The organism is Saccharothrix luteola (assembly GCF_020859565.1).
Classification (GTDB): Bacteria; Actinomycetota; Actinomycetes; order Mycobacteriales; family Pseudonocardiaceae; genus Actinosynnema; species Actinosynnema luteola.
The window spans coordinates 18,705-30,808 of the sequence record NZ_JAJHUO010000017.1; the positions used below are offsets into that span (position 1 = coordinate 18,705).

A 12,104-nucleotide genomic window follows, 5' to 3' on the forward strand; every position below is an offset into this window, starting at 1 on the left:
CAAGCACCGACCCGTTCTGAGCGTTGAATTCATGCGTTCTGAACGTAGGACTCTCGAGGCCTGAACGTAGGACTCTCGCGGGCCGGGTTAGGCGGCCAGGGCGGGGGTGCGGTGGATGGTGGGGAGGCCCAGGGCGCGGGCGTAGAGGGACTCGAAGGTCTCCAGGGTGGTGTCGATGGCGTGCGCGGCGATCATCTCGCTGCTCGCCGCACCCATCCGGGCGGTCACGGTCGGGTCGACGGTGACGGCGTGCAGGCGGTCCGCCAGGCCCCGCACGTCACCCGGCGTGAACAGCCAGCCGTTGCGGCCCGGCTTGCACAGGTGCGGCAACGCCATCGCGTCCGCCACCACGACCGGCTTGCCCGCGGCCATCGCCTCCATCGTCGCCAGGCTCTGCAGTTCCGCGATGCCCGGCATGCAGAACACGTCGGCCGCGGCGTAGGCGTCCAGCAGCTCGGACTCGCTCACGAAGCCGCGGAACCGGACGCGGTCGGAAATCCCCAGGTCACGCGCCAGCAGCTCCCACTCGGCCCGGCACGAGCCGTCACCGACGATCTCCGCGTGCAACCGCGGCACCAGCGCCAGCGCCCGCAGCAGCTCGTCGACCCGCTTCTCCTCGTCCAGCCGACCGACGAACAGCACGGTCGGCGCGTCGGTGTGCCGCACGGGCTGACGCCCCCGGTACCGGTCGATGTCGATCCCGCACGACACCGGCACCGCCCGCTCGGGGAAACCGTTGTCGTGCAGCAGCTGCACGGCCCGCGGCGTCGGCGCGGTCACCACGTCGGCGAGACCGAACACCCGCCCCAGGTCGCGCCACGCCCACCTCGACGCCATGCCCTGCAACCACGCCGGCACGTGGGCGTGCCCGAACAGGTTCTCCGGCATGAAGTGGTTCGTCGCCACCGTCGGGATCCCCCGCGCCGCCGCCTGCCGCAGCACGTACCGACCCACCACGAAGTGCGCCTGCACGTGCACCAGGTCCGGTCGCAGCTCCTCCAGCAGCACCCCGACGTCCTCGCGCACCTGCCACGGCAGCCCGATGCGGAACGTGCGGTGGAACGGCGTGCGGTGCGAGCGGACCCGGTGCACGGTGATCCCGTCGGCGCGCTCGGTGCGGGCCGCGCCGTCCGCCGACACGCAGATCACGTGCACGTCGTGGCCGCGGCCGGCCAGGCCGATGGCGAGGCGGTGGGCGAACCGGGCCGCGCCGTTGACGTCCGGCGGGAACGTCTCCGCGGCGATCACGATCCGCATGGCGCGTCCGTTGGTCACTGTCGTCTCCGATCTGGTGGGAACTGCGGAAGTGGTTCGAGTGCGGGCCAGCGCGACGACACCGCCGACGGCGACCGCGGCGCACACCACCTGGGCGGCGCCGACGAGCGGGCTGGTCCGGGTCGCCTCGCCGAGCAGCCCCGCGCCGATGCCGACGGCCACGAGCGGGTCCACCACGGTGAGGCAGGCGACCGCCACGTGCGGCGGTCCGCTGGCGTAGGCGTGCTGGATGAACCAGCCGCCGACGACGAGGGCGGCGACGATGCCCGCCGCCGAGAACGCGGTCGTCCACGCCAGGCCGCCCTGCTGGACGTCCTGGGACACCGACCGCATGAGCACGGAGACGAAGCCGTAGGCGACACCGCCCGCCGCGCCGAAACCGAGGGCGCGCACCGCCGGGCGGGTCGACAGCACGCCGACCAGGCCCGGGACCGCGATCAGGCCGAGCGCCAGCAGCGCGGCCTTCACCTCGGCCTCCGGCACGACCGCGGTGGACGTGGCGCTGCCCGCGGCCAGGAGCACGAACGCCCCGACGCCGAACGTGGTCCACGCGACCGCGGGCAGCTCGCGCCGACGACCGTCGAGCACCGCGGTGATGCCGATCGCGACCACGCCGACCGGCTGCACCACGCTCAACGGCGCCATGCCCAACGCCGCCGCGTGCACACCGGCGCCCAGGACGAGCAGCACCAGGCCCAGCAGCCAGCGCGGCCTGCGCAGCAGGTCCAGGACCCGCAACGCGGCGCCCTCGCTCGCCCGCACGGCGTCGTGCTGCAGGCGTGCGGCGTAGGCGAAGAACACGGCGCCGAGCACCGCGAGCAGGACGGCGAGCCACGTCATGACGCCTCCTCGCGGCGCAGGACGGCGGAGGCCAACGCGAACAACAGCCCGTAGAGCAACGCGAACAAAACGCGCTCGAAAAGCCCGAGCATGACCGCGCCGTTGCCCGGGTAGACCACCGAGACGTGGCTGAGCATGAATGCCACCGAGGTGATACCCGCGGCAACGGAAAACCGGCGAAGCGTGGTACTGGAGATGAACGTGCGGGAAATCAGCCACCCGGCCAGCGGCAGGCTCGCGAACATCACCGCGCCCGCGTACCGGTGCACCGCGCCGGAGAACGACGTGGGCGTGCCGGTCGGGTCGGTGGGGAACACCGTCGCCACCGCCAACCCCGCCGACCACAGCCCCATCAGCAGCGCCACCGGTCCCCGCCTGGGCAAACCGGACCGGACCAGGGCGAGGAGGAGGCCGATCGACGCCGCCGCCAGCGTCAGCGAGGTGACGGCGAGCAGCCCGCTGCCGTTGTCCACGAAGATGTAGTCGCTGATCGTGTGGGCGATGGGGCTAAGTTCGCCGACCGACGCCACGTGCAGGTAAACAATCGGGAACAGCGACAGGACAAGCCCCACAACAGCCAGCGGCAACACCGCCGCCCGTCTTTTCCCCCGGATCTCCACCACGGGAAAATCTTCGCCCGGAATGGTGACGGAAGATATCGGGAACACCCCCGAGACGACCCTGATGCCACCCGGAGAACCCTGGTGGGGCTGACCCCACCACCGGGCCGGGGCGGGCGACGCCCTAGGCTTCCGCGTCGTGAGCCCGCACCCCCCGCACCCTGCCGTGGAAGTGTCGGGGCTGGTCAAGCGCTACGGCTCCACCGTCGCGGTGAACGGACTCGACCTCACCCTGGACACCGGCACGGTCCTCGCGCTCCTCGGCCCCAACGGCGCCGGGAAGACGACGACCGTCGAGGTGTGCGAGGGATTCCGGGGGGCCGACGGCGGCGAGGTCCGCGTCCTCGGGCTCGACCCGAAGCGCGACGGCGACCGGCTGCGCCCCCGCATCGGCGTGATGCCGCAGGGCGGCGGCGGTTACCCCGGCGTGCGGGCCGACGAGATGCTGCGCCTCGTGGCCGCCTGCGCCGCCAACCCCCTCGACCCGGCGTGGCTGCTCGACGTGCTCGGGCTGTCGTCCGCGGTGCGCACCCCGTACAAGCGGCTGTCCGGTGGGCAGCAGCAACGCCTGTCGCTGGCGTGCGCCCTGGTCGGACGGCCCGAACTGGTGTTCCTGGACGAGCCGACCGCCGGCATGGACCCCCAGGCCCGCCGCCTGGTGTGGGAGCTCGTGTCGGCGCTGCGCGCGGACGGCGTGAGCGTGCTGCTCACCACCCACCTCATGGACGAGGCCGAAGCCCTCGCCGACCACGTCGTCATCGTCGACGCCGGCCGCGTCGTGGCGCAGGGCAGCCCGGCCGAGCTCACCGAGCACCACGCCGACGACCGGCAGCTCCGCTTCCGCGCCCGACCCGGGCTGGAGCTGACGCTGCTGCGCGACGCCCTGCCGGAAGGCCTCGAGGTGCGTGAAGCCAGCCGGGGCACCTACCTGGTGCACGGCACCATCGACCCGCAGGTCCTCTCCACGGTCACCTCGTGGTGCGCGCAGCAGGGCGTGCTGGCCGAGGAGCTCACCGTGGCCAGGCGCAGCCTGGAGGACGTGTTCCTCGAGCTGACCGGCAGGGAGCTGCGCTCGTGACCGAATCCTCCGGTGCCCCGACCTTCAAGCCGGGCACGTTCACGCCCGCGCCCGGCCGCGGGAAGCTCGGCCGGATGCTGCTCTCCCAGGCCCGCACCGAGACCGTGCTCACCCTGCGCAACGGCGAGCAGATCCTGCTCACCGTGCTCATCCCGGCGGCGCTGCTGGTCGCGATGAGCCTCATGGACGTCATCCCGGTGCCCGAACCGCGGGTCGGCTCGGCCACCGCGCGCATCCTCGCGCTGGCCGTGATCTCGTCCGCGTTCACCGGGCAGGCGATCGCGCTGGGCTTCGACCGGCGCTACGGCGTGCTCAAGCGGCTCGCCGCGACCGCGCTCCCCCGCTGGCTGCTGGTCGCCGGACGGGTCGTCGCGGCCCTGGCCGTGGTCGCCGTGCAGGTCTTGATCATCGCCGTGATCGCGCTGCTGCTGGGCTGGCGGCTGCCGTCCGCGACCGGCCTGCTGTGGGCGGTCGGGCTGATCGTGCTCGGCACGCTGTCGTTCGGCGCGCTCGGCGTGCTGCTCGGCGGCGCGCTGCGGGCGGAGATCGTGCTCGCGCTGGCCAACATCGTGTGGTTCGTGCTGCTGCTCATCGGCGGCGTCGCGCTCGGCGTGGACAGCCTGCCGACATGGCTCGCGACCGTCGTCGACGCGCTGCCGTCCGCCGCGCTCGCGCTCGCGCTGCACGACGCCGTGGTCGAGGGGACGGCGCCGAGCCCGGGTCACGTCGCCGTGCTGGTGGTCTGGGGCGTGGCCGCGGGCGCGCTGGCGGTGAAGACCACGAAGCTCGGGTGACACCCCCGGGCGGCGGTTCTCAGCCAGTGGTACCTACCATCGGGTCGTGTCCGCCCCATCCTGGTTCACCACCTTCCTGAGCACGTTCCAGCGCGCGTTCGCCATCGCCGTCGTGATCGCCCAAGGCGGTATCGCGGTCACCGGGTCGATCGTGCGGGTGACCGGGTCGGGCCTCGGCTGCCCCACCTGGCCGCAGTGCTTCGAAGGCAGCCTCGTGCCGGTCGAGCACCCCGAGGTGGCGTCGCTGCACCAGTGGGTCGAGTTCGGGAACCGCACGTTGACCGGCGTGGTCGGGGTCATCGCCGGGCTGTGCGTGCTGGCGGCGTGGTTCAACCGGCCGCGGCGCAAGCGGGTCGTGGTGCTGGCGCTGGTGCAGTTCGGCGGCGTCGTGCTGCAGGCCGTGATCGGCGGGTTCACCGTGCTCACCGGCCTGCTGTGGTGGACGGTGAGCGTGCACTTCCTGGTGTCGATGCTGCTGGTCTGGTTCGCCGTGCTGCTGGTCGCGGCGCTGGGTGAGGGCGACGAGCCCGCCCGGCCGCGCGTGCCGCGGGCGTTGCTGAAGCTGCAGGTCGTGCAGGCCGTGACGCTGGGGCTGCTGCTGCTGGCGGGGACGTTCGTCACCGCCGCCGGGCCGCACGCGGGCGACGCGGCCACCCCGCGGCTGGACGTGTCGGTGGACACGTTGTCGCAGGTGCACGCCGACCTGCTGTTCCTGTTCCTCGGGATGCTCATCGCGGTGGGCTTCGCGCTGCGCGGTCACCCCGTGCCGCGGCGGCCGTACTACGTGCTCGTGGCCGTCGTGCTCGCGCAGGGCGCGCTGGGCATGGTCCAGTACTGGACCGGCGTGCCCGAGGTGCTGGTCTCGCTGCACGTGCTGGGCGCCGGCGCGGTCGTCGTCGCCACCGCCGCCCTGTGGGTGTCGACCCGCGAACGGCCTCAGCGCGAGGACGAGGGCCTGCGCTCCCAGACCGCGGGCAGCTCCGTCGCCAGCCACGTGTAGAGGTCGTCCACGGTCCGCAGCCGCACGGCGCGCTCCGGGTCACCGCTCATCAGCCGCATCCCGGCCTCGGTCAGCTCGCGCACGCTCACCAGGGCGTCCAGCTTGCGCTGGATCAGGTCGACCCACCGCTTCTCGTTGATCCGGTACTGCGCCGCCTGCCTGCCGCGCCGCGTCCGCTTCGTCACGAGACCGGCGTTGACCAGGAACTTCAGGTTCGTGCTGATCGAGCCGCTGCTGGCCTCCAGCTCCTGAGACAGCTCGGCGGCGGTCCGTTCCGTGGGTTGGCACACCAGCAGGTAGCCGAGGATGCGCCCGCCGATCAGCGGGATGCCCTCCTCGGCGAAGTGCGCCGCGAACCGCTCGATCCACGCCGACAGCCGCGTTTCCCGTCCGACGCTCATCCGACCCCCTCGGCTCGACGACCGGTACTTCGGTCGACACTGAAGCCACGATAGGTCGTGTGCTGATCATCACGCAAAGGCGGCGCGCCGTGCTGAGCGTTGAATTCGGGGGTCCTGAACGTAGGACACGCGGGACCTGGAGGTTCGACACGCGCGGGTCAGAGGCGGCGCAGGCCCGCCAGGACCCGTTCCATCAGGCCCAGGTCCGGTGACTCGCCGTCGGTGGACGCGGTGCGGTGCACGTCGATCAGGCCGCGTTCGGCCATGTCGCCGAGCAGCACCTTGGCCACGCCGAGGGGCAGGCGCAGCAGGGCGGCGACCTCCGCCACCGACCGCGGCCTGGCCACCAGGGCGATCACCTCGTGGTACTCGGCCTTCATGGCTCCCGGGTAGTCCCAGTCCACCGCCGACACCAGCGTCTCGATCTCCAGCTGGATCGACGACGTGGTCCGGCCGCCGGTCCACGAGTAGGCGCGGACGATCGACGCCGCCTCCTCGCGCGGGTACTCGAAGTCGTCCTCGTCGTCGAAGACCGGGCGGTGGGGCTTGGTGTCCCCGGTCCCGGTCTGGCGAGGCTCGGGCTTCGGCTGCTCCTGCTTGCGGCGGCGGGAGGAGTCGAGGCTGAACCCGTTGAGCAGGGCGGCGAACGTCTCGTCCGACGACCCGGTGTCCTCGTTCCGGTCCATGACCACCTCACGCAGACGGGCGGGCCATCATCCGCTTCGCACCGTGGAGCTGGGCGCGCAGCTCGGGGGTCAGGAGCTGGCCGACCTGGTCCACGACCACGGTCATCTCATAGGCGACCTGGCCGACATCGGCGTCCGGTGCGGCCAGCACCGCGAGGCACGAGCCGTCCCTGATGGACATCAGCAGCATGATCCCGTACTGCATCTCGATCACCGAGCGCAACACGCCGCCGCCGTCGAAGCACCTCGCCGCCGACTCGGTCAGGCTCGCCACGCCCGCCGCGATCGCGGCCAACTGGTCGGCCCGGTCGTCGGGCAGCCCGGTGGACGCGGTCAGCAGCAGACCGTCCACCGAGATCACCACGGCGTGGGCCACCCCGGGCACGCGATCGGCGAAGTTGCTCACCAGCCAGCCGAACTGGTCGACCTGTCGCGACTTCTGCGCGCTCATCCGCTCTCCTGCCCAGCTCGATTCTCACCGGAACCCCGCACACCTTGCCGGATACCGGTCTGGTAGCTGGCGAGGAAGCCGCGTGTCGCCTGCGGATCCCTCCGTACGGGTGCCACCGCGTCGGGCGCACTCGGCCGTTCGGCCACCAGATTGCTCCGCGGCTGCCTCTTGGGCAGTTCCGCCGGATTGTCGTTCACGGGCTTGTCGTTCACGGGCGCCTCCCCGCGCGCGTGGGTGTCCCCGGCGCGGTGCCGCGCCGGTTCCGCCGGTCCGGAGGGCGCCGCCGCGCCGCCGAACCAGGTCGAGGCAGTCCGCCGCGTGGTGGGCGGCGGGTCGGCCGGGGTGTCGACGGTGCGTCCCCTGAACGGCGTCCACCCGTCGTCCTTCAGCGGCACGACGGGCGGCAGCACCGGCTGCTGCCCAGAGGTGGACGGCACAGAGGGGTACGGCAGACCGGACGGCGGCGGCACGGCGGCCCGCGGCAGGACCGGCTGCGGGCCGGTCGACGGCGGCAGCACCGGCTGCGGGCCGGTGGAGCGCGGCAGGGCGGGCTGCGGCCCGGTGGAGTACGGCCGGGCGGGCTGCGCACCGGCGGGGCGCGGCAGCGCCGGCTGCGGGCCGGTGGACGGGGACGGCGCCGGGATGGACGGCTGCGCGGCCGGCACGCGGGACGGCGTCGACCCGGTCGGGCGCACCAGCTCGGCGGGCAGCGCCACGACCGCGCGCAGCCCGTCGCCCTGCTCGCGCAGCGACACCTCGATGCCGTGCCGCCCGGCGAGCCTGCCGACCACGTACAGGCCGAGCTGGCGCGACACGGGCAGTTCGCCGGAGTCCTCCGACGCGGCCAGCGCGATCCGGCGGTTGGCCTGCGCCAGGTCCTCCTCCGACATGCCGACGCCGAGGTCGATCACGTCGACGAGCACGCCGCCGCCGGGCCGCGGCCGGCCGCCGACGATCACCTGGGTGCGCGGCGGCGAGAACGTGGTCGCGTTGTCCAGCAGCTCGGCGACCAGCCGGACCAGGTCGCCCGCGGCGTAGCCGACGACCTCGACCGACGGCGTGGTCTGCACGACGACCCGCTGGTACTGCTCGATCTCGGACGCGGCGGCGCGCAGCACGTCGCCCAGCGGCACCGGGCGGGTGAAGCGGCGGGCCACGTCGCTGCCCGACAGCACCATCAAGTTCTCGTTGTTGCGGCGCATCCGGGTGGCGAGGTTGTCCAGCTTGAACAGGTTCGCCAGCTGCTCGGGGTTCTCCTCCTGCCGCTCCAGCTCCTCCATGAGCTTGAGCTGCCGCTCCACCAGGCCCTGGCTGCGGCGGGACAGGTTGATGAACGCGTTGCGCATGCCGGTGCGCAGGTCGGCCTGCTCGGCCGCGGAGCTGACCGCCTGCCGGTGCACCGCGTCGAACGCGCGCGCCAGCTGGCCGAACTCCTCCCTGGTGTGCACGGGCACCGGCACCACGCTCACGTCGTGCGCGGCGTTCTCCCGCAGCTGCGCCACCAGGGTGGGCAGGCGGTGCTCGGCGACGTCCAGCGCGGCGGTGCGCAGCGCGCGCAGGGAGCGCAGCAGGTAGCTGCCGACGACGTAGCCGACCGCGGCGGCGGCGAACATCGAGGCCAGCAGGATCACCGACGCCGCGCCGGCCCGGTCGCTGGTGGAGTCCTGCAACCGGCCCGCGGCGGCGGTCAGCTGACCCTCCAGCGAGTGCAGCACGACGCCGATCTGCCGGAGCGTGGCCTCCGAGCCGCGGTTCCAGTCCTCGGCCTTGACGAACAGCTCCACCGCGGTCGAGTTGGTGCGGACCTGCTGGAACAGGCTGTTGCGGAGGTCGACCTCCTGGCCGGACACGGTGCTGCGGAAGTCGGCCTGCTGCTGCGGCGTGGCGACGGCGGAGAAGTCGGCCAGCTTGTCCTGCTGGCGGGTGTAGGACTGCTCCAGCGCGACGTCCTCGGAGTCGAGCAGCCGGACGCGGCTGATGCCCGCCTGCACGGTCGCGTGCTGCCAGGACACCTGCTCGCCCGCCATGGCGAGGTTGTGCAGCGCGGTCGCGGTGCCGGACAGCGCCGGGTCGCCGAAGTCGCCGACCATGGCCTGGTCGAAGTCGAGCAGGGCGCGCAGCACCACCGTGTAGCCGCCGATGGCGCCTTCCAGGTCGACGCTGCCCGATACCACGCGCTCGCGCAGCTGCGGCAGGCCGTCGAGCTGGACGGTCACGTCGCGGAACCGGGCGTTGGCGACCTCGCCGAGGGTCGTGGTGCGCTCCATCAGGTTCCGCACGCCCGCGGCGGCGTTGTCGGTGACGCGCGTCAGCTCCCGGAAGTCGGCCTCGGGCACGCCGGCGCCCTCGGCCCGCTGCGCCGACCGCGCGCGTTCCGCCTGCACGCCCGCGATCAGCGGGTCCATGCCGGCGCGGAGCGTGACGACGCGCTGCATCGAGGCGTAGGTGTCGGCGCTCTTGACGTACCCGCGGATCTGCACCACGCCCGCGCCGACGGCGACGAGCACGGGCACCGCCAGCACGGCGGCGAGCTTGACCGGCAGACGCCAATTCCGCCAGTCCGCGACGGCGCTCCACCACTGCCCGCGCGCGATGTTGTCGCCAGTCACCAGACAAGCCCCGGAAAGTCCGTAGTTGTTTCGCGGTTGAAGGACGTCGACGTATTGATGATCGACGACCGTGATGTTGCTGGGCGGATAGTAGGTGGTGAACAGGCGTGGGACAACGACCTTGCGGTCGGTCCTCATCCGATCGGCGCAGCGTGACGACACCGGGCGACACGGACGCCAGTCGAGACAACGGTCCGGCATCGACTGAGCAGCGGTGACACGACCGTTGGCGGCACGTCGTTGACTGGCGGCCCAACGCGGTTACGCTGAGCGCTCGCCGGCGGCCCCCGCATCCGCGTGCGCGGCGAGGCAAATCCCCGTGGAGGATTGATGACGAAGGCGATCCTGCCTCCGACGGATTCCAGACCCGCTCGCGGCGGGCGCGGCTTCGCCACTTTCGACGACCCGGGGTCATCCCTGTTGGTCGACGAAGCGGGCGACCCGGACTTCGTCGCGCTACAGGCGAGCGCTGATTTCCGCGAGCTCCGCCGGCGGACGGCGATCTTCGTGGTGCCGGCGACGTGCGGGTTCCTGCTGTGGTACCTCGGATACGTCGCGCTGTCGGCGTACGCGCCGGACTTCATGGGCACGCCGGTGTGGGGCGTGATCAACGTCGGACTGCTGTTCGGGCTGCTCCAGTTCGTCTCCACCATCGCGCTGACGCTGGGCTACGCCCGCTACGCGCGGCGCAAGCTCGACCCGCAGGTCGACGCGGTCCGCTCGCTCACCGCGGAGGACCAGGCCTGATGGGCGGCAACACCGCGATCAACCTCGGCGTCTTCGGCGTCTTCGTGCTGATCACCCTCTACGTCGTGTACCGGGCGGGCAGCCGCAACGCCACCGCGTCGGACTACTACGCCGCGGGCAGCAGCTTCACCGGGCCGCAGAACGGCATCGCGCTCTCGGGCGACTTCCTGTCCGCCGCGTCGTTCCTCGGCATCTCCGGCAGCATCGCGGTCAACGGCTACGACGGGTTCCTCTACTCGATCGGCTGGGTCGTGTCGTGGCTGCTCGGCCTGATGATCATCGCCGAGCGGTTGCGCAACACCGGCCGGTTCACGCTGGGCGACGTGCTGGCGTTCCGGATGCGGCAGCGCCCGGTGCGCGCCGCGGCGGCCAACGTGACCCTGGTGATCTCGCTGTTCTACATGATCGCGCAGATGGCGGGCGCGGGCGCGCTGATGGCGCTGCTGCTGGACGTGCACAGCAAGGTCGGCCAGTCGGTGATCATCGCCGTGGTGGGCATCGTCATGGTGCTGTACGTGTTGCTGGGCGGCATGAAGGGCACCACGTGGGTGCAGATCATCAAGGCCGTCTTCCTGATCATGTGCGTGACCCTGCTGACGGTGTTCCTGCTGGGCAAGTTCGGCTTCAGCCTGTCGGCGATCCTGGAGGCGGCGTCGCGGAACACGCCGCTCGGGCCGGAGGTGCTGGAGCCGGGCGTGCGCTACGGCGGCACGCCGACCAGCCGGCTCGACTTCATCTCGCTGGCGCTGGCCCTGGTGCTCGGCACCGCGTCGCTGCCGCACGTGCTGATGCGGTTCTACACCGTGCCGAACGCCCGTGAGGCGCGCCGCTCGGTGGTGTGGGCGACGTGGATGATGGCCACGTTCTACCTGTGCACGCTGGTGATCGGCTTCGGCGCGCTGGCGCTGGTCGGTTCGAAGGAGATCGCGGCGGCGCCCGGCGGCGAGAACTCGGCCGCGCCGCTGCTGGCCTACGAGGTGGGCGGCGCGGTGCTGCTCGGCGTGGTGAGCGCGGTGGCGTTCGCGACGATCCTGGCGGTGGTGGCCGGTCTGACGTTGACGGCGTCGGCGTCGTTCGCGCACGACGTGTACGCGAACGTGATCAAGCACGGCCAGGCCGACCCGCGGTCGGAGGTGCGGGTCGCCCGGTTGACGGCGGTCGTGGTCGGCCTGCTGGCGATCGTCGGCGGCATCGCGGCGAACGGGCAGAACGTGGCGTTCCTGGTGGCGCTGGCGTTCGCGCTGGCGGCGTCGGCGAACCTGTCGACGATCATCTACTCGATGTTCTGGAAGCGGTTCAACACGCCGGGGACGCTGTGGGCGGTGTACGGCGGGCTCGGGTCGTGCATCTTCCTGCTCGCCTTCTCCCCCGCCGTGTCCGGCGCGAAGTCGTCGATCTTCCCGGACGTCGACTTCGCCTGGTTCCCGCTGAGCAACCCGGGCCTGGTGTCGATCCCGTTCTCGTTCCTGTGCGGCTACCTCGGCACGGTCCTGAGCAAGGAGAAGGCCGATTCGGCCAAACAGGCCGAGATGGAGGTCCGGTCGCTGACCGGCATCGGCTCCGGCCTGAAGTGAGACCTTCGCGGTGACGCCGAACGCCGGGG

The 12,104-nt window shown here is 72.1% G+C and carries 11 protein-coding genes; 5 read left to right on the plus strand and 6 right to left on the minus strand.

All coding sequences use genetic code 11. The features are described 5' to 3' along the window. Positions 1–87: 87 nt before the first annotated feature. Complete coding sequence (locus LNK82_RS23355; protein WP_230569128.1) at positions 88–2,115, minus strand: glycosyltransferase; 2,028 nt, start codon at positions 2,113–2,115, stop codon at positions 88–90. Continuing rightward, positions 2,112–2,783, minus strand: a complete 672-nt coding sequence (locus LNK82_RS23360; protein WP_230569129.1) for a DUF998 domain-containing protein — start codon at positions 2,781–2,783, stop codon at positions 2,112–2,114. Before LNK82_RS23360 ends, LNK82_RS23355 begins: the two co-directional genes overlap by 4 nt. A gap of 91 nt (positions 2,784–2,874) precedes the next feature. Here LNK82_RS23360 and LNK82_RS23365 point away from each other — a divergent pair, with 91 nt between their 5' ends. From LNK82_RS23365 to LNK82_RS23375, 3 genes are read left to right on the plus strand one after another with little or no spacing between them, the layout of a single operon-like run. Further along, positions 2,875–3,813, plus strand: a complete 939-nt coding sequence (locus LNK82_RS23365) for an ABC transporter ATP-binding protein (RefSeq protein ID WP_230569130.1) — start codon at positions 2,875–2,877, stop codon at positions 3,811–3,813. Further along, the gene (locus LNK82_RS23370; protein WP_372470601.1) at positions 3,810–4,607 is read left to right on the plus strand and encodes an ABC transporter permease; all 798 of its coding nucleotides are present in this window, start codon (positions 3,810–3,812) and stop codon (positions 4,605–4,607) included. The genes LNK82_RS23365 and LNK82_RS23370 overlap by 4 nt, the downstream gene beginning before the upstream one ends. A 46-nt stretch (positions 4,608–4,653) precedes the next feature. Beyond that, entirely contained in the window at positions 4,654–5,607 is a 954-nt protein-coding gene (locus LNK82_RS23375) for a COX15/CtaA family protein (RefSeq protein WP_230569131.1), read from the plus strand. On the opposite strand, the gene LNK82_RS23380 is transcribed toward LNK82_RS23375, so the two are convergent. The 4 genes from LNK82_RS23380 to LNK82_RS23395 form a co-directional block, all read right to left on the minus strand. Then, the gene (locus LNK82_RS23380) at positions 5,544–6,008 is read right to left on the minus strand and encodes a GbsR/MarR family transcriptional regulator (protein WP_230569132.1); all 465 of its coding nucleotides are present in this window, start codon (positions 6,006–6,008) and stop codon (positions 5,544–5,546) included. The two genes, LNK82_RS23375 and LNK82_RS23380, sit on opposite strands and share 64 nt — an antisense overlap. A gap of 158 nt (positions 6,009–6,166) precedes the next feature. Continuing rightward, a complete protein-coding gene (locus LNK82_RS23385; RefSeq protein WP_230569133.1) occupies positions 6,167–6,694 on the minus strand; it encodes a DUF742 domain-containing protein in 528 nt (175 codons plus the stop codon). A 7-nt stretch (positions 6,695–6,701) separates the two neighbouring features. Beyond that, positions 6,702–7,145 carry a roadblock/LC7 domain-containing protein gene (locus LNK82_RS23390; RefSeq protein ID WP_230569134.1) on the minus strand — a complete coding sequence of 148 codons (444 nt, stop codon included), beginning with the start codon at positions 7,143–7,145 and terminating at the stop codon, positions 6,702–6,704. Continuing rightward, a complete protein-coding gene (locus LNK82_RS23395; RefSeq protein ID WP_230569135.1) occupies positions 7,142–9,754 on the minus strand; it encodes a sensor histidine kinase in 2,613 nt (870 codons plus the stop codon). Before LNK82_RS23395 ends, LNK82_RS23390 begins: the two co-directional genes overlap by 4 nt. Before the next feature lie 330 nt (positions 9,755–10,084). On the opposite strand from LNK82_RS23395, the gene LNK82_RS23400 reads away from it, so the two are divergent. After that, positions 10,085–10,501, plus strand: coding sequence for a DUF485 domain-containing protein (locus LNK82_RS23400; RefSeq protein ID WP_230569136.1), 417 nt, complete (start codon positions 10,085–10,087; stop codon positions 10,499–10,501). After that, positions 10,501–12,075 carry a monocarboxylic acid transporter gene (locus tag LNK82_RS23405; RefSeq protein WP_230569137.1) on the plus strand — a complete coding sequence of 525 codons (1,575 nt, stop codon included), beginning with the start codon at positions 10,501–10,503 and terminating at the stop codon, positions 12,073–12,075. Before LNK82_RS23400 ends, LNK82_RS23405 begins: the two co-directional genes overlap by 1 nt. Positions 12,076–12,104 lie beyond the last annotated feature (29 nt).

Bases quoted from the DNA above. Each gene is read 5' to 3' on its own strand.
- LNK82_RS23355 (WP_230569128.1), bottom strand. From the start codon at position 2,115: ATGACGTGGCTCGCCGTCCTGCTCGCGGTGCTCGGCGCCGTGTTCTTC.
- LNK82_RS23380 (WP_230569132.1), bottom strand. From the start codon at position 6,008: ATGAGCGTCGGACGGGAAACGCGGCTGTCGGCGTGGATCGAGCGGTTC.
- LNK82_RS23385 (WP_230569133.1), bottom strand. From the start codon at position 6,694: ATGGACCGGAACGAGGACACCGGGTCGTCGGACGAGACGTTCGCCGCC.
- LNK82_RS23390 (WP_230569134.1), bottom strand. From the start codon at position 7,145: ATGAGCGCGCAGAAGTCGCGACAGGTCGACCAGTTCGGCTGGCTGGTG.
- LNK82_RS23400 (WP_230569136.1), top strand. From the start codon at position 10,085: ATGACGAAGGCGATCCTGCCTCCGACGGATTCCAGACCCGCTCGCGGC.
- LNK82_RS23405 (WP_230569137.1), top strand. From the start codon at position 10,501: ATGGGCGGCAACACCGCGATCAACCTCGGCGTCTTCGGCGTCTTCGTG.